Annotated in this window: 13 protein-coding genes; 7 read left to right on the top strand and 6 right to left on the bottom strand. The window is 34.5% G+C overall.

Annotated features, from left to right (window positions below; translation table 11 throughout):
* The 5 genes from EGI22_RS12675 (at position 1) to EGI22_RS12655 (ending at position 6,040) form a co-directional block, all read left to right on the top strand.
* Positions 1-1,086 (top strand): hypothetical protein, encoded by a 1,086-nt coding sequence (locus EGI22_RS12675; RefSeq protein ID WP_255068837.1) that lies wholly within the window; start codon positions 1-3, stop codon positions 1,084-1,086.
* An 11-nt stretch (positions 1,087-1,097) separates the two neighbouring features.
* Positions 1,098-2,828 carry a 3-coathanger stack domain-containing protein gene (locus tag EGI22_RS12670; RefSeq protein ID WP_255068836.1) on the top strand — a complete coding sequence of 577 codons (1,731 nt, stop codon included), beginning with the start codon at positions 1,098-1,100 and terminating at the stop codon, positions 2,826-2,828.
* A 77-nt stretch (positions 2,829-2,905) separates the two neighbouring features.
* Positions 2,906-3,151, top strand: coding sequence for a hypothetical protein (locus EGI22_RS12665; RefSeq protein ID WP_255068835.1), 246 nt, complete (start codon positions 2,906-2,908; stop codon positions 3,149-3,151).
* 164 nt (positions 3,152-3,315) lie between these two features.
* Positions 3,316-4,716, top strand: coding sequence for a Dyp-type peroxidase (locus EGI22_RS12660; RefSeq protein WP_255068834.1), 1,401 nt, complete (start codon positions 3,316-3,318; stop codon positions 4,714-4,716).
* A 7-nt stretch (positions 4,717-4,723) separates the two neighbouring features.
* Positions 4,724-6,040 carry a hypothetical protein gene (locus EGI22_RS12655; RefSeq protein WP_255068833.1) on the top strand — a complete coding sequence of 439 codons (1,317 nt, stop codon included), beginning with the start codon at positions 4,724-4,726 and terminating at the stop codon, positions 6,038-6,040.
* Positions 6,041-6,195: 155 nt separating this feature from the next.
* Here EGI22_RS12655 and EGI22_RS12650 read toward each other — a convergent pair whose 3' ends face one another.
* Both EGI22_RS12650 and EGI22_RS12645 read right to left on the bottom strand, forming a co-directional pair.
* A complete protein-coding gene (locus tag EGI22_RS12650; RefSeq protein WP_255068832.1) occupies positions 6,196-8,961 on the bottom strand; it encodes a valine--tRNA ligase in 2,766 nt (921 codons plus the stop codon).
* Positions 8,962-9,519: 558 nt separating this feature from the next.
* A complete protein-coding gene (locus tag EGI22_RS12645) occupies positions 9,520-10,152 on the bottom strand; it encodes a vancomycin high temperature exclusion protein (RefSeq protein ID WP_255068831.1) in 633 nt (210 codons plus the stop codon).
* Between the two features lie 159 nt (positions 10,153-10,311).
* On the opposite strand from EGI22_RS12645, the gene EGI22_RS12640 reads away from it, so the two are divergent.
* Entirely contained in the window at positions 10,312-12,504 is a 2,193-nt protein-coding gene (locus EGI22_RS12640; RefSeq protein WP_255068829.1) for a TonB-dependent receptor, read from the top strand.
* A gap of 54 nt (positions 12,505-12,558) precedes the next feature.
* Here EGI22_RS12640 and EGI22_RS12635 read toward each other — a convergent pair whose 3' ends face one another.
* The 3 genes from EGI22_RS12635 to EGI22_RS12625 form a co-directional block, all read right to left on the bottom strand.
* Positions 12,559-12,942, bottom strand: a complete 384-nt coding sequence (locus EGI22_RS12635) for a hypothetical protein (RefSeq protein WP_255068827.1) — start codon at positions 12,940-12,942, stop codon at positions 12,559-12,561.
* An 87-nt stretch (positions 12,943-13,029) separates the two neighbouring features.
* Positions 13,030-13,413 carry a hypothetical protein gene (locus EGI22_RS12630; RefSeq protein WP_255068826.1) on the bottom strand — a complete coding sequence of 128 codons (384 nt, stop codon included), beginning with the start codon at positions 13,411-13,413 and terminating at the stop codon, positions 13,030-13,032.
* A gap of 388 nt (positions 13,414-13,801) precedes the next feature.
* Complete coding sequence (locus EGI22_RS12625; RefSeq protein WP_255068825.1) at positions 13,802-14,887, bottom strand: AraC family transcriptional regulator; 1,086 nt, start codon at positions 14,885-14,887, stop codon at positions 13,802-13,804.
* Positions 14,888-15,323: 436 nt separating this feature from the next.
* Here EGI22_RS12625 and EGI22_RS12620 point away from each other — a divergent pair, with 436 nt between their 5' ends.
* A complete protein-coding gene (locus tag EGI22_RS12620) occupies positions 15,324-18,131 on the top strand; it encodes a T9SS type A sorting domain-containing protein (RefSeq protein ID WP_255068824.1) in 2,808 nt (935 codons plus the stop codon).
* A 4-nt stretch (positions 18,132-18,135) separates the two neighbouring features.
* Here the strand turns inward: EGI22_RS12620 and EGI22_RS12615 are convergent, their stop codons facing one another.
* Positions 18,136-19,305 carry a dipeptidase gene (locus tag EGI22_RS12615; protein ID WP_255068823.1) on the bottom strand — a complete coding sequence of 390 codons (1,170 nt, stop codon included), beginning with the start codon at positions 19,303-19,305 and terminating at the stop codon, positions 18,136-18,138.
* Between the last annotated feature and the right edge of the window lie 248 nt (positions 19,306-19,553).

Below are 19,553 nucleotides of genomic sequence, written 5' to 3'. Positions count from 1 at the left end.
ATGAAAAAATCAATTACTTTCTTATCAATTATTTGCCTTTTGGCATTTAGCCTTTCTATTTCTGCCCAGACTGTTCGCCGTTGTAACAATAACCCTGGTATTGCGGGGGTGAATGTTTATACAACCATTCAAGCCGCCCATGATGCAGCTGTTGCCGGGGATATTGTTTATGTAGAACCAAGTACAACAAACTATGGCACGTTGGATTGCCGTAAACGACTTACCATTATTGGAAATGGTTATTTTAATAGTAAAAATATAAATAATTCATTTGAAACACGTAATTCACAAATCAGCACACTAACATTTAATAATGGCTCAGCTAATAGTATTTTAACAGGAATTGACCAAGTGGGGAGCGTGAGCATTAATGATATAAATATTACTATTACTCGATGCAAATTGGGAAGTACTTTCTTTGGAGTAAGTACTAATTTAGTTGGTGGAGTAAATTCAAGAGGGAATAATGGCACAATTACGAAGTGTTATATGTCTGGAGGTGTTTCAGGAAATAATTCAACAGTAATCAATAGCCAGTATGGGTATAATTGTTTAGTCTCAAATTGTATTATTTTTTCTGGTTCAATTATTAACTTAACAAATTCTGTAATTAGCAATAATATTTATTATAGGGGCGGTGGTTCGGCTTTCTCTTCCTTATTTGGTTGTGGTGTAACCAATAACATTTTAGATGCCAGAGGTTCTGCTACAGTTCAAGAATTTGTAGTTGGTGTAATTAATGGGTCAAGTGTCGGAAATACAATTTCAAATAATATTTGCCTTGGACAGGCAGCAACCCCTTCTGGTAATGGTAATGTCAATTTCGGCGACGAAACCGTTACTTTTTTAACTTCAAATCCTTGGACTACTTGGAGCACAGAAGATGCAAACTTTCAACTTGGGGTTGGTTCTTCAGCCATCGGCATTGGTACTGGAGGGACAAATGCTGGGGCATTTGGAGGTTCAAATCCCTATATTTTGTCGGGGATGCCTGCTTATCCAATCATTACAAGTTACTTACCTTCAGGCGTAGGAAATAGCACTACACCTATAAATGTCAACGTATCTGTAAGAGGAAATAATTAGATTTAAAAATTATGAAAAAGTTATTTTTTCTAGTCCTTTTACTGCCTTACACCTTTGTTTTCGCCCAAAATATCAATAAATTAGAATATTTCATTGATGCGGATCCAGGTTTCGGAGCAGGAATAGATGTGCCAATTACTGCTAATACGTCTTTAACTGCTAATATTAATATTTCTGTTTCGAGCGTATCAGATGGGTTTCATTTTTTGAGTATCCGAGCTAAAGATGTTAATAATACTTGGGGAATAACCGCCATTAGGCCTTTTTACAAAGAGGCTATTTCTACGGCTGCCATTCCAAATATTACAGAATTGGAATATTTCATTGATGCCGACCCAGGCTATGGATTGGCTACAAGTGTAGCCGTCACGGCTGGAAGTCCATTGACTCAAAATTTTACCGTTACTTTGCCAAATACTGTATCAGAAGGTTTTCATTTTCTTTCTATAAGAGCCAAAGATGCCAATAATAAATGGTCCGAGGTAGCAGTAAGGCCTTTCTATAAAGAAGCAATTTCTACGGCAAGTATTCCAAATATTACCGCAATGGAATATTTTATTGATGCCGACCCAGGCTATGGTTTAGCTACAAGTGTGGCGGTTACAGCAGGAAGCCCATTGACTCAAAACTTTACTGTAGCTTTGCTAAATACAGTGGCTGATGGTTTTCATTTTATTTCTATAAGGGCAAAAGATGCTAATAATAAATGGAGTGCTGTAGCTGTAAGGCCTTTCTACAAAGAAGCGATTTCTACAGCAAGTATTCCAAATATTACCGCGTTGGAATATTTTATTGATGCCGATCCAGGTTATGGATTGGCAACTAGCGTAGCAGTTACAGCAGGGAGTCCAATGTCTCAAAATTTTACTTTTGCTTTGCCAAATACGGTTACAGATGGTTTTCATTTTCTCTCGGTTCGAGCAAAAGATGCCAATAACAAATGGAGTGTTGTAGCCGTAAGGCCATTTTATAAAGAATCAACGGTTTCTTCAAGCATTCCGAATATCGTTGCCATGGAGTATTTCATAGACACAGACCCTGGTTATGGGGCAGCAACTGCCGTAGCCGTAAGCCCTGATTCACCTGTTACTGTGAATTTCACAGCGGCTTTGACTAGCTTAGGCTTAGGTACTCATAAAATTTCAATTAGAGCCAAAGATATTAATAACAAATGGAGTGTAGTAGGTATAAAAGACTTTATAGTTTCAAATACTTTTACACTTTCTAGCTCACCTTCTGCTTTCTGTCAAAACACCGCTTTCAATATTCCATTTACGGCGGTCGGCACTTTCAATTCGGGTAATGTTTTCACGGCACAGCTTTCAAACGCATCAGGAACGTTTACCAGTGGAACAACTTCACTTGGGTCTTTGACGAGTGTTAGTTCAGGCACAATAGTGGCAACGGTTCCTAATTCTGTAAGTGTTGGTAGCAATTATAAGATAAGAATTATTTCATCAAACCCTTCTGCATCTGATAACCCAGCAGTTCCATTTTCGGTTTTGTCGGTTTGCCCACCGCCATGTGCTACTTCCATGACATTGGCGAGTACGGCACATGATATTTCGAGTGGGATTTTGATTAAGGAAGTAAATGCCAGCACTGGAGTTATTATCGCCACGAATAAAATAACTGGAACCGCCATTGTAACCTATAAAGCAGGAAAAAGCATCACACTTGAACCAGGTTTTAAGGCTGATAATGGGGTTGTATTTATGACTGAGTTTGGGGGGTGTAATTGATAGAGGAAAGAAATATGAGTTTACCCGTTCAAAAGGCTCTTGAATCTGAAAATTTAAACTTTTAAAAAAATAAGATTATGAAAAACATCGAATTTATTAAGGATTTATTGGGAATTATTCTAATAATACTAGGCACACTCTTTCAACTTCTTTTATTATGGAATGAACTCCATCCAAAAGAAAACACAAATAAGGGCTTAGAAGTGGCTAGTATTGATGACAACATTGCGAAAATCATTTTGGCAATTATTGAAAAATTACCATGGTTATCAGTTGTGGGTTTTGGACTACTGGTTGCTGGAATTTTCTTAATCAAAAATTGACCAACTTATTTTCTTAAGTATTTTTTTATACTTGGACAATCTTGGTTATCAAATACGGCATAAATATTACACTGTTAACAAATTCCAAAAGTTGTTTAAGCTGAAAGTATCCCGAAAAAGCAGCGATAAAAAGAGAGTAGGGCTTCATTAAATTTTTTAAAATTATGGCAATTAATTATTTAGACCCAAAGCACCGTCAGACACTGAGTGACATACAAGGAAATATTCTCAAAAGTCATGGAAGAGAACATACTGCGAATCTTTTTATTGAAGGTAGATTAGGAGAAGAAAAGGAAGTGAAGAATTGGCTAAATAGTCTAGTAAATGAAGGAATTATAAAGTCAGGATATGAGCAGTTGTATGCAACCCATCTCTGGAAAACTCAAAGAATTGATGGAGGACTTTTTGCTTGCATACACATTTCTAGACTGGGATACGATTACCTTTTCGACCCGTTGATCACAGAAGACAAATTTTTGGGTAAATCTGCTTTTTTAAATGGGATGGAACAGGCTGGTTTAGATGATCCCGACAAAGCGAAATGGGGTGAGGGCTACCAACAAAATATACATTTTCACTTATTAATAGGTGATAATGAAAAAAATAAGGTTGAACAATTGGCTGCAAAAATTAAGAATGAAGTAGAATCATTTGCTACCGTACACCATATAGAATTTGGAGATGCAATTAAAAATAGAGAAGGAGCAGGTTTGGAGCATTTCGGTTATGTAGATGGCATATCGCAGCCTTTATTTTTTGAAGATGAAATACAAAAATACAGAGATGCTCACGGAGAATCTGGAAAACTAAAGTTCGACCCAACCGCAGATCTAAAACTGGTTTTAACCCCAGATCCATTTTTCACCACTGCCCAGGGCAGTTTTTTTGTTTTTAGAAAATTAGAGCAAAACGTTCAAGGTTTTAAAAAGGCTGAAGAGAAATTGGCTGATAATTTACATTTAAAAGGTGACGAAAGAGAACGAGTTGGAGCTATGATTATGGGTAGATTTGAGGACGGCACACCGATTCAAATGTCAGAACATGAAGGCTTAATAGCCAACTCTTCCTTCAATAATTTTGATTATTCTGAAGACGAACAAAGCAAATGTCCTTACCACGCTCATATCAGAAAAACCAATCCAAGAAGTGATATAAGTGACTCAAAGTCCGCCATAATGGCAAGAAGAGGAATTCCTTTCGGAGAACGGCTAGACGATATGGACGACGGGATTGCAGAAACTAAACCCTTGGGAGGTGTTGGGCTGTTATTCCAGAGCTATCAGGCCAGTATCGAAGCTCAGTTTGAAAGAATTCAAAAACAATGGGCAAATGATAAAAGTTTTCCCAAAAATGCACTTGGGATTAATGATGGTAATGACGTTGGTCTTGACCTTATAATAGGCCAGAAAATAGGCCAAGACGGTTATCCTTCTGAAAGCTCTTACTTTAAAAAGTGGGGCGATAAGAACTCTGAGGTAAGAATGACTTTCGATCAATTTGTAACTATGAAAGGTGGAGAATATTTCTTTGCTCCAAGTATTCCTTTTTTGAAAACTTTAAAATAAGTTAGTCATGAAAAAAATAATTACGGTTTTTGCAATTCTTGGCCTAAGTTCAAATGCTTACTCTCAAGCTGTCTTTGATTTAAGTAATAATAGAGTAAATGATACATTGAAGCTTAAACATGGTAAAATAGTTACCTTAGAGGTTCAGAATGTTAATAAATTTGCTTCCGAAGTCGAAATTGACACCAAAATAGTCTCTTACGTGTCAGTTCCTTCCGCATCCTTTGCGACCCTATTTGGAATTGAAAAAAAAGCTAATGAAGATTCTATAAGTGATGCTACAAAAGCAATGTCAGCTATTGTTGCGAATAAAATCAAGAAGAATGAAATTGACAATCTTAAACAAAGTTTAGAAGACCTTGTAAAAGATTGTATTATTTACAATCAAGCTGTTAGTAATTTGAGTTCGCTTCAAAAGATTTATAGTATTCTAATACATATTTCTAAAATTGAAACCTTCAATAATGAAAATGTAATGTCTGATGCAATGAAAGATTATAAGATTGATGAATTGTTGAAAAAAGCCGAAATTGAGGAGGATAAGTTTGAACAAACTTACGAAAAAGCCTATCTATCATATGTTAAGACCCTACAATTGGCTTTGAAAACTGAGTCAGTAGATTCAAGCAGAATAAAGAAAGAAGCAGAGACGATTAGGTCAAATTATACAAGGTTAGATAAAGGTTTAGATACCCTTAATTTGAAAACTTATGAACTAAGAAAGAAGCTACTATTATCAGACTCCTACATTGCACGATCTATTGGGCGTGTGGCAAATGGAGACGAAGTAGAATTTAAAGTAAAGGTTAATAAGAAAGATTACGAACCGTTTATTTTTGAAACAAAGGGAGGCTTAAAGCTTGATTACTCTGTTGGGCCTATTCTTAGTTTTGGTAAAAATGCCCAAAATTTGGTGCCTTATTTTGATAAAAAAACAGACTCGACCGTTACTCTTCAAAGCAGAATTCCAGAAAATAGACTAAATTTAGGAATAGGTTCATTTTTGCACATTACAGGTAGAAATGGCAAAAACGCAAGAATGGGTATGTTGGTTGGTATTGGAACCGAACTAAAGGATTTGACAACGATTGAAACTAATTTGGCCATTGGCCCAACCATTGTTTTGGGAAAACAAACTAATTTAATCAGTCTTTCTGCGGGGGTAAATTTCAACAGAGTAAATAGATTAAAAACAGACGAATATAAAATTGGCAATGTGTATAAGAAAGATGCTCAGTCGTTAGATAATACCGTTGAGAAGGTTTTCAAACCAAGTCTATTTTTTTCTGTAACCTATATCTTACCGAAGAGAAAATCATCATAAAACCCCATCCACCCTCCTCAACCCCTCCACCAATTCCTCGGCAGTAGGAAATCCGAAGCCTAAACCCTAGACGGAAGCATTGGTGATTGAAATTGTAAAAAAAGCACACAAACCTATAAACTCTGTGTGCTTTTTCAATTTATAAAAACCATAACTCACCCCAACCTCCCCAAAGCCTCTTCAATAGCCTTTATTTTAGCATCTGCGTCGGCAAGCTTATCTCTTTCACGTTGAACTAAATCAGGTGCGGCGTTGGCTACAAATCGTTCATTAGCTAGTTTGCCTTCAACCGATTTTTTAAAACCTTGGGTGTATTCGAGCTCTTTTTTTAGGTTTTCTTTTTCGGCGGTTATGTCAAGGTTTTCGCCCAAGTCTATGCCGAATTCATCTCCTTTGATTACTAAGCTCATGCCTTTTACAGAGGTTGTCACAAATGTGATTTCTGAAAGGTTAGCCATTTTTTTAATTAAATCCTCCAGATGAGCATATTTATTGGCATCTTGGGTGTTGATGCTCAATGGCAAAGCTTCTTTTGGAGACATTTGTTTAGACTGACGGGTATTTCGTACCCACGAAACCAACTCAAACAATATCTCAAAATCAGCCAATATTTTGGTATCTACCTCCCCTCCTTTCGGGAATTCTTTTATACAAATGGAGTCATTCTCCGCTCGCTCTTGTATGTTTTGCCAGATTTCTTCCGATATAAAAGGCGTCCAAGGATGTACCAAACGCATGAGTTCTTCGAAGAATTCTAGCGTAGCATCGTAAGTTCCTTGGTCTATCGGTAGGCTTTGTCCATCCAAATAGGCTGGCTTTATCATTTCAAGATACTGCGAGCAGAAGTCATTCCAGATGAGATTGTAAGTTACTAAAAGGGCGTCTGACATTCTGAATTTGTCGTAGTGGTCGAGGGCTTCGGCGATGGCGGCGTTGAGTTTGGCTCTAAACCATAATATTGCAGACGTGTTCTCGATAGCTATGCTAGTAAGTTTCCTATCGTGCTCACTTATGCTCGAACTGACAAGGTTCTCGGCAGCTACGCTGGTAAGTTTCGCATTATCATGCTCACTTATGCTCGAACTGACAGTTGGATTGCTCGAATTGACAGAAGAGGAATCGCTCGAACTTACGATTTTCCAACCCTTCACCAACCTAAATGCGTTCCACATTTTATTGGAGAAGTTGCGGCCTTGTTCAACTAGTTTTTCGTCGTAAGGTAGGTCGTTTCCTGCTGGTGAACTGAAAAGCATTCCTGTACGAACGCCATCTGCTCCGAATTTGTCAATCAAATCTAATGGGTCTGGTGAATTCCCTAAAGATTTTGACATTTTACGGCCTTGCTTATCTCTTACTATTCCTGTTAGATAAACGTTTTTGAAAGGATAAGTGCCTTTATATTCAAATCCCGCAATTATCATTCTTGCTACCCAGAAGAAAAGGATTTCAGGGGCTGTTACCAAGTCGTTGGTTGGGTAATAATAGTTGATGTCAGCATTATTGGGGTCTTTGAAACCATCAAAAACCGATATTGGCCATAACCATGAACTAAACCATGTGTCCAACACGTCTTCGTCTTGGGTGAAGTCAGCGGCCGTAACATTTTTGCCATTTTTTGTTTTAGCGATTTCAACTGCAGCCTCTACTGATTTGGCTACGATGTAAGTTCCGTCTGCCAAATAATAGGCGGGAATACGATGTCCCCACCACAGCTGACGACTGATACACCAATCACGAACGTTTTCCATCCAGTGGTTGTATGTATTCTTGAATTTAGGCGGAATGAGTTGAATGGTGTCATTCATCACATTTTCGTGAGCTGGTTTACTCAATCTTTCCATTTTCAAGAACCACTGCAAAGAGATTTTAGGCTCAATCACAGCACCCGTTCTTTCTGATGTTCCAACGTTTGATTTGTATTCTTCCACTTTTACCAAATTGCCCGATTCCTCCAACATTTTGATAATCATTTTACGAGCAACAAATCTATCTTCACCTACTAAAATCTCCGCTTTTTCGTTGAGTTTTCCTTCATCAGTCAGGATATCGATAACTTCGAGTTTATGTTTTTCTCCTAGAGCAAAGTCATTTTGGTCATGGGCTGGAGTTACTTTCAAACATCCCGTTCCAAATTCCATCTCTACATATTCGTCGGCAATAATGCTGATTTCTCTGTTGATAAGTGGAATTCTAACTTTTTTGCCTATCAAATTTTTATAACGCTCGTCTTCAGGATGCACACATATAGCTGCGTCTGCCATAATTGTTTCTGGACGAGTTGTGGCGATCGTCACCTCGGCGTCATCTCCGATGTATTTTATATGCACCAATTTCGAAGGCATTTCTTTCGTGATTACCTCCTCGTCAGATACCGTTGTTTTGGCCTGCGGATCCCAATTTACCATACGGTAACCACGGTAAATGTCGCCTTTTTGGTGTAAGTCTACGAAAACGTCAATTACGGCATCATAAAGGCTTTCCTCCATCGTAAAGCGTGTACGATCCCAATCGCAAGAAGCTCCTAGTTTGCGTAATTGTTTCAGGATTATTCCACCGTATTTCTCTGTCCATTCCCAACAATATTTCAGAAATTCGTCTCTTGTTAGATCTGCCTTATTGATGCCTTGTTCTTTGAGCATTGCCACCACTTTCGCTTCAGTTGCTATCGATGCGTGGTCAGTTCCAGGCACCCAACAAGCTTCTTTGCCTTCCATCCGAGCTTTACGAATTAGCACGTCCTGGATGGTGTTGTTGAGCATGTGTCCCATGTGTAACACACCCGTTACATTTGGTGGCGGAATGACAATTGTGTACGGTTCTTTGTCTTTGTTAGGCGTAGATTTAAAGAATTTGTTTTTTTCCCAATAAGCATACCACTTATCTTCAATTTCCTTGGGAATATATGTTTTTGAGATTTCCATTTGCTGAATTCGCTGAAACTTAAATTTATAATTTGCAAAAATAAGAAATTAGTGGCAGAAAATTGATGAGGATATGGGTAAGTTTGTACAGACACAAACTTGGGCGGTTTATAAGTTTGTGGGGACACTAACTTGGGCGGTTGCAAGTTTGTGGGGACTCAAACTTGGGCTTTAAAGAAATAATTTTTAAAGAAATCAATTCGGTCGATTTTTCGTTTAAATTTGTAGTAATAATTTTATATTTAGTTTGGAAAATAAACTTAAAATATAAAAATTGGGATGAAGTGCCCAAAAACAATCTTGAATTTTGGTTAAGAAAAACCCCAAATGAAAGACTTTTAGCAGCTAAAGAACTTAATCGTTTAGCAAAAGATTTGTTTTCCTCCAACCCAAATAAAAAAATTGAAAATAATGGAAGACGAATATCTAAGTTTCGTTCAATTGCTGAATGCGAAACTTAAAATTTGTAATTGATTGCCACAAATGCACGAAGTTTACACGAATCTAATATTTACACCAATCAATTCACTTCAATATTCAAACATGAATTCTTCGATTCTAATCAGGAATTTCTATTTTTTCTCCTAAAAACTTGGGTTTGGTGTTAAATAAATAATCAAAATACACTTTTACTCTTGCTAGCTTTTCTCTGATTTGGGTTTTTAGACCTTGTTTCTGATTTACATCTTTGGCATTATAACCTATAGCTTTTAATCCTTCTTTTTCTGCTATAAAAATATCTCTTTCATTGTGCCACGCCTGTGAAATGATGGTTAGAGAATCTTGTCCGAAAATTTCTTTCGCTCTGATTACAGAATCAAAAGTCCTAAAACCAGCGAAATCTAAATATAGCTTTGTAGAGTCTATTCCTAAAACTACTAAATCCTGTTTCATCATTTCGGGTTCATTGTAGTTTTTCTGGCTATTGTCGCCACTTATTATCAAGAATTTGATTTTTTTAGCTTGCATTAAATCTGCCGCTGCATTAATTCTGTAGGTATAATACGGATTGATGTATCCGTTGGCAAGGAATTTGGATGTCCCTAATAGTAGCCCAGTTTTTGAAGATGGAATTTCCGAAACCTTATAAAAAGTTTTATTTTTAGAATTGCTACTAATGGTATAATTACACCAAAATATTGAAGTAAAAACTAAGGCAATTAGTACAAGAGCAATTTTTAATAGTCTCAAATTTCATGAATTTTTGTTTCAAAAATAGCCTGTTTTATTCCAAAAGTAACATAAGTTTGATGAAATAAAACCTCATAAAATAATGAAGAGGCACAGATTAATGCTAATTGTCATTTTTAAACTAATCTAGCAAAATTAAATTTGCAAAAAAATATGCTTATGAGAATATTAAATATATATACGCTTACTCTATCCGTTTTTTTGATTTTGAACCTCAATGTATATGCTCAAATTAAACAAGATTCAACCAAAATACTCGAATTAAAGGCAGTAGAAATATCTGAGCAACAATACAAATTCAATATTCAAAACATGCCCAAGACCAAAGGCACATTTTTATATTCGGGCAAAAAGACCGAAGTAATAAATGTAGTAGGCTTAGATGCTAATATAGCTGAGAAAACACCTAGACAAATTTTTGCAAAAGTACCGGGTGTTTTTGTGTACGACATGGATGGTTCGGGAAATCAAATCAATATTTCGACACGAGGCTTAGATCCGCATCGCGGCTGGGAATTTAATATTAGAAAAGATGGCGTAATGACGAATACCGACATTTATGGTTATCCGGCAAGTCATTATTCTATGCCGATGGAGGCTATTCAAAATATTGAATTGATAAGAGGTACTGGATCACTCCAGTATGGGGCACAGTTTGGTGGAATGCTCAATTATATCAGCAAAAGTGGTGATTCTACGAAAGCGTTTGATTTTCAAAGTACCAATAGCATTGGCTCTTTTGGGCTTTTGAGTTCTTATAATGCCGTTGGAGGACAAATAGGCAAAGTGAACTATTACGCATATATCAGCAAAAGAGTTTCTGATGGGTATCGAGACAATAGCCACAGCGATTACCAAGCACAATCTGCCCAGATCACTTACCGACCAAGTTCAAAATTCTCAATAAAAGCAGATTTCTCGAGGTCAAAATACATTTTCCAACTGGCCGGACCTCAAAACGATGCACTTTTCAAGACCCATCCAAAAGCTTCAATAAGGTCCAGGAATTATTATAGCCCTGATATTTATGTACCTTCAATATCCTTATTCTACGATATAAATCCGAATACTAAATTGTCACTGGTAAGCTCGGCTGTACTTGGCTCTCGCAGTAGCGTAATGTTTGATAAACCATCTGACGTTGTAGATAAAATAGACCCTATAACACTTCAATATGCGAATAGACAAGTAGATATTGACAATTATCACAGTTACACTACCGAGCTCAGAATGCTCCATTTTTACAAAGTAGCAGGTCTGAATGCGATTCTTGTAGGTGGGGTGCAATATATGAACAATGACTTACACCGAAGACAACAAGGAAAAGGAAGTACAGGGAGCGACTTTGACTTAAATATTGAGGGCGATTGGGGTAGGGATATGCATTTCAAGACGCAAAATTATGCTCTTTTCTTAGAAAATCACCTTAGTCTTGGAAAAAGGTTGTCGATAAACCCAGGCTTAAGAATAGAATCGGGGGAGTCGAAGATGAGTGGTTTTATTAGCTATTTGGACCCAACAAAAATACCTAATTTGATCGTTCATAAATTTCCTCTTTTTGGAGCAAATTCTGAATATTTGATAAATCAAAACCAGAATATTTATGCGGGAATTTCTCAAGCATATAGACCAGTGATTTTTAAAGATATAGTGCCTGGCTCAATTTATGAAAAAACATCTGATAACTTAAAAGATGCCTATGGATACAATGCCGAAATAGGCTATAAGGGCAATTTTGAAAACATGAAAATGGAGTTTACTTATTTTCAGCTTTTATACAAAAACAGACTCGGAACCTTAGCACAAACCGATAAAAACGGTAATTTTCAAATTTTAAGGACGAATATTGGAGATTCATTTACAAGGGGAATTGAAAGTTTTGTTGAGTATTTTGTAAGAATAAATAGTCACGCTAATTTTTCGATATTTACGTCCACATCGGTCATGAATGCTAAATATTTAAAAGCAGAAATAAGATCTGGAGATAAAAATATAGATATTGAGGGGAATTATGTAGAAAGCACACCGAGGTTAATTTCTAGAAATGGCCTAACATTTAGATTTAAAAAACTAAGCGTGACCAGCTTGTATAGTTACACATCAAAAAGTTATGCTGACGCACTTAATACAATCGAGCCAAGTGCCAATGGAAGCGTAGGTTTGGTGCCTTCTTATGGTATTGTTGATTTTAGTGCTACCTACAGAATATCAAAAAAATGGATGCTAAAAGGCAATTTGAATAATGCTTTGAACAAGCAATATTTCACAAAACGTCCGCAATTTTATCCTGGCCCGGGCATTTGGTCTTCGGATGGGAGAGGTTTTGGTTTAAGTGTTTCGGCTAAAATATAAACCGAGGAATGCAAAAATAATTAAAAAAGCCACCAAAAACTTGGCGGCCTTTCATTATAAATTCTTACCTACAAATTGATTGAATTCGTCTTTTAATTCTTCAAAAAGTTTAACAAACATGTGATATCTATCTCTTATTCCTAGGTTTTCGGTAGTTTTCCGGTGGTCTACCGCAATGGGATTCTTCTTCACTTCTTCCTCAATATCATGCTCCGAGTGACGGATATAATGTTTCAGATTATCAATTTCGTCTTTTTGAATAATAAATTTGTTTTGAAATTTTTCGACTTCTTTTTTAATATCCAAATCTGTATTTTTTGCACTTACTTCGGCTAATCTATTTTTGAATACCATGATTTCGTCTTGGTAAAAATCTAAAGCCTTAAGCCATTCTACATGGTCTTCATGAAGGTCGAATATGTATGTTTGAGTTTCCATAATCTATTGTGTTTTGTTTAAAAATATTCTTTAGAGTAATAAGCCAATCAGGAGTTAGGCTTGAATACTTTATAGTTTGAAAATAATCTAAATGTGTTTTTCTATAAATGTATCAAACTCTAGTTGTAAATCTAAAAACAGCCTTTCAAATGTATCCATTCTGTCTTTCAGGGTAAACTCTTCAGTAATAGTTTCCATTTCAGATATTATTGGAGCAGTTTTTTCTTCTCGTTCTAATTCGTTTTCCTGCTGTTTAATGTCATGTCTTAAATAATCAATTTCATTTCTTTGAATAATAAACCTATTCTGAAATTTTTCAACTTCTATTTTTACATCTTTGTCAACATTATTTAAACTGACCTTAGCCAATCTTTCTTCAAAAACTTTAACTTGCTCTTTGTAAAAATCTAAATCATTTATCCATTTTTTATGAAAATCTTGTAGTTCAAATATGTATGCTTTGTTTTCCATCGTCGTATTTGTTTTATATACCAAATCAAATAAAACTCAGGCATAATTAATATGAGGATGGTCAAGTGTACGACTGGAAAAAGTCAGAAAAGAGAGCTTTAAAAATACTCTAGAATATGATTAAGCTAGAAGCTGAAGAAAAAGAAACTAATTTATAAATCTAAAAAGAGGATTTCCTCTATGGTCTTCAAAATATTAAAGACGCAATGATTAATCCCCTTTTTTAGATTTCATGGCTACAAAAGTATTCAAAACTTTGTGTATCTTAATTAGAATGCTATCAAACCCCTTTAACAGCAAAACTTAATACAAACCTAAAGAAATTAGATTGGTGAAGAATAGCCCAAAAAGACAAATCGATAGCCCAAAGAGAATTTAATAGGATTGATTAAAAAATAGAAGTGCCTCGCTGAATTTCCGAAGGTAACTTACCATGTATTTTTTTAAAAGCAATAGAAAACTTAGAAGGGTTTTCATATCCAAAAATCGTCGATAAATTTTTAATTTGGATTTCAGGGTCTTTCAACAACTTTATAGCAAGCTCCATTTGTTTTTCTTTAAAATATTTAAAAATTGAAGTTCCATATGATGCCTTAAAACTTGTTTTTAATTTGGAAGGCGACATGTGAGCCATATTTGCCAAAAAATCAATCCCTGGAAAATTACCTTTAAGATTTTGAGACAAATATTCTTCTATTTTACTCAAAGATTCGTGGTTTGAATTATTCTGAACTTGAGAACTATTTAAAATCGTTTTTTGATAAATTTTTGTAAAAAACAAAGTCAAAATTTCTAAGGTCTGAATTTTCAATTGCAACTTACTGAAAATTAAATCAGGGTTTCTTGAGAGGCAATGCCAAATATTTAGAGCATATTCTTCAGCCTCTGGCACAAGTCCTTCCCAACTTAAATAACCCAACTCAGAATCAATGATTTTTTGAATCAATACCTCAGATGGGTCATTTCTACCGATTAGGTTGTTTTCAATCCAATTTTTATTAAAGCTAAAATTGAAAAACAAACCTTTCGTGCCTTTTTCATGAAAAGCATCTATGGGTATTCCCGGACTATAAATTGACCAACTATTACTCGCTACTAAAGCATTGTTGATTTTCATTTTCTGTTTTGGAATAATAGTATTTTGATAGATTGAAAATGCCAGAAAAAAATAATCTGAGCCTAGATTATCATACATAGACTTCGTTTGCACATTCGTTTTAAACTCTAATTCGGTTACCGTTAACCACAAACCTGACTCAACCTCTTGATACCGAAGTACACCTTCCGTGAAAGGCGTATTAGTATAAATGGCATTTTCGGATGAATTGTGTTTTGTAAATGGCAGATTAATCAGACTTTCTATCATCAACTCTGGCGAGTTAGTCAGATAAGGAAGGACAAAATAACCATCTTTGTAAGAAAAAATATACTTCTCGAATTTCTTAATCCATTTTCTTACCCGGCTTAAAGGCATACTAATTCTTCTTTTATTTTCATGTCTAATTTTTATAAAAGCTGAGGCATGAGTAGCAAAAAAAAGTTTTCGAAAAAACAAAAATCTCGAAGTAATAAGAAAGCAAAAATCGAACCTTAAATTCTGCACGAAAGTATATGAATTTTATGATTTTTTGCAAAAAAAATTGGCTAATTTTCTTCACTGATGCCATCCCCTAATTATAGTAACTGATATTCAAAGCATTACATGAAAATCTACTTTAAATTCAGAAAAACAAATCTTATTTTTTTCACTTTAGTAAAATATATTGCTATATAATTTTAAAATGGTTAAATATTAAAAGTTGAAATTAAAATGCGTTTTTATCTGTGTAAAAATAGTCCAGGCCATTCAAAATTTGAAAATTGATCCATTTTTGTATTTGAAAAAATAACTAACCTTAAAATAAGTTTTCATGCCCAATGAAAATGATAGACAAAAATCAGAAGTGCATTTCAATTATATTTGGGTACAAATGGAACCACTTATGAAATTTCTCTCTACAATTTTCACGCTATTATTGATTTCCAACCTAGCTTTAGGAAATAACTCTATTTTCCTTAATACTTATCAACAAAATCAAGACAGTTCAGATTCACTTTTTTTTACAGGCCTTAAAGGTAGCTATTGTCCTAATGAGAAAATAAAATTCGACCTATACTTGCCGGCTAACATACCACAAGGAGCAAAATTTGTACTTAAAATTATTTCAAAACCTTTTGGTTTTGCACCAATTTCTCCTATTTATATTTTAGATACCATTTCTGGAAATAAGCAGGAAATAAGCCTAGAAAATTATGACATATCAGGAAAATGTTATTTTGAAATAGAAAGTTTAGACAAAAAAATTCATGCAGAAAGTCCTTTTTTTTATGTTGAAGAATTAAAACTTATACTTACATCAATCATTTCATCCTCAAACATTTGTCAAGAAAACTTACCTGTTACTTTAAGTGCCCTACAACTAACTTACAGTGGTGGGCAACTAAATAGATATGGAATTTTTAAAAAAAATGGAATTGTTATAAATGCAACTGAAACCAGTGAGATAACCGTAAACGAATCTGGCCTTTATACTTTTGAAACAAATAATTTTGGATGTATTTATGAGACTAAACCATATGATTATGCAAATCCAAAAATTCAGAAACCAAAAATTCAGTCCACAAACAATATATACACAACCTGTAACGGAGGATCCATTGAACTAAAATATTTAAACAATATCAATATTCAATTTACCAAATATAATTGGCTCTTTAATAGTACTTCTTTGGAAATAAATGCGACTACTTTAAGTGCAAAAAAAACTGGATATTATCAATTGGTTGGATTCAAAGATGATTGTGTCTTTATCTCCGATTCTCTTTTTATAAATATAAATACTTCGATTGAAAACCATATTGAAGCCACTTCAAATTTTGGCCTTGAAACTATTAGGGGAGCTATCCATATATGCAATGCTGATTTTGTGAATTTTTCGTCCTCCGAAGCCAAACATTATTTAGCTCAAAATAGCAACAATACTTCAGAGATAAATAGTGTTATAAGGTCAATCTGGCAAAAAGATGGAATTGACCTTCCCAATTCTGATGGATTTTATTTAAAAAAAAATGAAGAAGGTACTTATCGCCTTAAAATCCAGCAAAATGAATGTTTCTCCTATTCCAATGAAATCAAAGTCACTAAATCAGATATTTTTAAACCTATTTTAAAATTAATGGTAAATGAATATGTAGGTTTAGAAAAAATACATTTAAGTACCAATGAAGAGATATATTTGAAATCTGATGTTTGGTACCCTCCATTTAATACTTGGAAAACGGAACTATACAAAAACGGGGTAAAAAATAAAGAATATTCCAATACTTCTGACTACTTTACTTTAGAAGAGCCCGGAGTATACTATTTGAAATTTTTTGATCCACAACTTATAGGTTGTACTGCAATTAGCGATACCTTTCAGATAATCAAAGACTCTTCAAACAAAATTCTAAAAACAGATACGGTATCATTATGTTCTAATACCTATCTAAAAACCCCAAGTTTATTATTTAATACACGATATATAAGCAGAGTTAACAAATGGTATTTTGAAGGAAATCTTATTGGTAATAAAAGTTTGATAAATATTTCAAAACCTGGATTATACACCCTTGAAAGTTTTGATGAATTTGGGTCTAAAATTACCAAACAATATTTCGTTAAGGATATTTTAAATTTTTCATTAAAAGACAAATTATCTATAGCTAATAGGAAAGGAAAGTTTGAAATATGTGATGGAGAGATGTTAATATTATTTCCAAATTCAAGTTTAATTTTTGATAAATATGACATTTTTAAAGATGAAAAGTTGATTAAGGAAAATCAGACAGGAATATTCTTAAATGAATCGGGGAAATATTATGTAAAAACTAAATATAAAGGATGTGAAGCAACAAGCGATTCTATAGATTTAAACGTCATTAAACCAAATTCAAATTCTATTTTGCCCATTGAAGACAGCCTAAATATCTGCAAAGGTGGATTTCAAGATTTAACAATTAATAATTTAGACAATACCAGAATTAATTGGTTTTTATATTATTGGCCCTTAGAAAACGAATTGTCAACATACAGAGCTCGTTCACAAGGAAAATATTATGCAACAATAGATAATGGCAAATGCATTTTTAAGACAAAAGATAAATGGATTTTGGAAAACAAAAACCTCCCAACGGCAACAATTTCAGGAGATACAATAGTAAATCTTGACGAAAATGCTACGCTGAAAATAAATTTTACTTCTAGTCCACCATTTGATTTTACGATAAATGGAAACATCATAGGTAATTCTGACAAATCGTACACTGAAATAAGCATTAAGCCACAGACAAGTACAGAATATAAAATAACATCTATAAAAAATACTTGTGGAGAAGGTACAGCTTTAGGTACGGCAAAAATATTAGTTTCGGTTTTAGGGGTTGAAAATCCAGAAAATTATAGTCTAAATGTTTACCCAAATCCAAGTTCTGATTATTGTATAATTTCTTTTGAAAACCAGTCTAATAAATCAGTTAAGGTCGTTTTAACCAATAATAATGGTCAAGTCCTTTTAACCAAAGATTACCAAAGCCAAATTAATGACCAAATTGATTTCAAAGATTTACCCTCTGGAGACTATTTCTTAAATCTTAAGGCTGGAAATGAAAGCTTTTCAAGGAAAATAATTAAGCAATAATCACTCAATTCTTTGGCAAATTTTCCAAAAGGAATCTTTTAACATTTCCGCCCATAACTTTTCGGATATCATCTCTCGAAACTCCTAGTTTTAACAATTCCTCCACATAAAGTGGCAAACCTGTTACATCGGTATGGATTTCTATAGCTCCATCAAAATCTGATCCTAAAGCAACATAATCTGCACCAACTAAATCAATACAATATTTGATGGCCTTGGCAGTAGAAGCTGGAGTTTTTGTGCCTGTCGCTGGCTCAAACATGGCTATACTAATCAATCCACTAGTTTTCGCAATTCCTCTTATGTGTTTATCGGAAATATTCCTTACCGAATTATGCGTTCCTTTTACACCTGTATGCGAACTTACAATTGGCTTGGTAGTTATCGCCAGAATATCATCCACCATTTGCGGTGAGCAGTGAGCCACGTCCAAAATCATGCTTTTTGCTTGCATTTTTTTGATAACTTCTTTGCCAAATTCTGTAAGTCCAGCATGGTCAACGCCATGAGCCGAACTCCCAAGTTCATTGTCAAAAAAATGTACTGGCGACATCATTCTTACACCAGCATTATACAATTCATCCACATTTTCTAATTTGCCTTCCAAGGCATGCATTCCCTCTATTCCAAGAAATCCCGCCGTAATGTTTTTGTTTGATTTTCTATCAGAAATATACTGTTCCAAACCTTTAGCAGAAGAAATCACCCTAAACTGGCCATCAGATTTTTTTTCAAAACCATATAAAGCATCGCACTGTGTTAAAGCTCTCTCGGTAAGATTAAACCAAGAAGCTATTGGCCTCATTTGCAATATGAACGGAAGTGTAATTTGGTCAGTTTCTCCAGTATTTTTATCAAAATTCATGTTCCTTGGGGCCTTGGTCACTATCGTAAAAGCTTGTAAGGCCATGTTGGCTTCCAACATTCTCGGAATATCCACCGAACCAAAATCATTTTTAGCCAAAAGATCTCTCTTCCAAAGCAATGCGTCACAATGCATATCAGCTACAAAATCCAAAGAATCATAAAGAACTTGAGCTTCTTTATCTACTTTGTAAGGTGGTCTTGTTGAAACAGTATTAAATTTTTTATCAACTATTTTTGGTACAAAAAGAAATGCGAAAAGTAGAACTACTATAATTAGCCCAAACAAAATTTTGAATACTTTTTTCATTTAATAGGTTGTTTTTGTAAAAATAGGAATAAAATGCTCTTTTTAAAACCACATAGGTCAGATAGTTAAACTTTATCTTATTTTTCACATAGTTACTTAGACATTCATTTTGCTATTCTTCCTATGCACCTATGAGGTATTTCCAATTGTGAACTATGTGGTTAAAAAAACACCACGAACGCTAAAAAAAATAGTGCATTCATGGCAAAAGATGTTTGCAAATTTCAGGTCCGACAATTGTCTGACCG

Origin of the sequence: Lacihabitans sp. LS3-19 (assembly GCF_024343575.1) — a bacterium.
Lineage (GTDB): Bacteria > Bacteroidota > Bacteroidia > Cytophagales > Spirosomataceae > Leadbetterella.
Note: the sequence above shows the minus strand (reverse complement) of the source record. Positions and strands in the feature narration are given on the sequence as shown.

Bases quoted from the DNA above. Each gene is read 5' to 3' on its own strand.
- EGI22_RS12675 (WP_255068837.1), top strand. From the start codon at position 1: ATGAAAAAATCAATTACTTTCTTATCAATTATTTGCCTTTTGGCATTT.
- EGI22_RS12670 (WP_255068836.1), top strand. From the start codon at position 1,098: ATGAAAAAGTTATTTTTTCTAGTCCTTTTACTGCCTTACACCTTTGTT.
- EGI22_RS12665 (WP_255068835.1), top strand. From the start codon at position 2,906: ATGAAAAACATCGAATTTATTAAGGATTTATTGGGAATTATTCTAATA.
- EGI22_RS12660 (WP_255068834.1), top strand. From the start codon at position 3,316: ATGGCAATTAATTATTTAGACCCAAAGCACCGTCAGACACTGAGTGAC.
- EGI22_RS12655 (WP_255068833.1), top strand. From the start codon at position 4,724: ATGAAAAAAATAATTACGGTTTTTGCAATTCTTGGCCTAAGTTCAAAT.
- EGI22_RS12650 (WP_255068832.1), bottom strand. From the start codon at position 8,961: ATGGAAATCTCAAAAACATATATTCCCAAGGAAATTGAAGATAAGTGG.
- EGI22_RS12640 (WP_255068829.1), top strand. From the start codon at position 10,312: ATGAGAATATTAAATATATATACGCTTACTCTATCCGTTTTTTTGATT.
- EGI22_RS12635 (WP_255068827.1), bottom strand. From the start codon at position 12,942: ATGGAAACTCAAACATACATATTCGACCTTCATGAAGACCATGTAGAA.
- EGI22_RS12630 (WP_255068826.1), bottom strand. From the start codon at position 13,413: ATGGAAAACAAAGCATACATATTTGAACTACAAGATTTTCATAAAAAA.
- EGI22_RS12625 (WP_255068825.1), bottom strand. From the start codon at position 14,887: ATGCCTTTAAGCCGGGTAAGAAAATGGATTAAGAAATTCGAGAAGTAT.
- EGI22_RS12620 (WP_255068824.1), top strand. From the start codon at position 15,324: ATGCCCAATGAAAATGATAGACAAAAATCAGAAGTGCATTTCAATTAT.
- EGI22_RS12615 (WP_255068823.1), bottom strand. From the start codon at position 19,305: ATGAAAAAAGTATTCAAAATTTTGTTTGGGCTAATTATAGTAGTTCTA.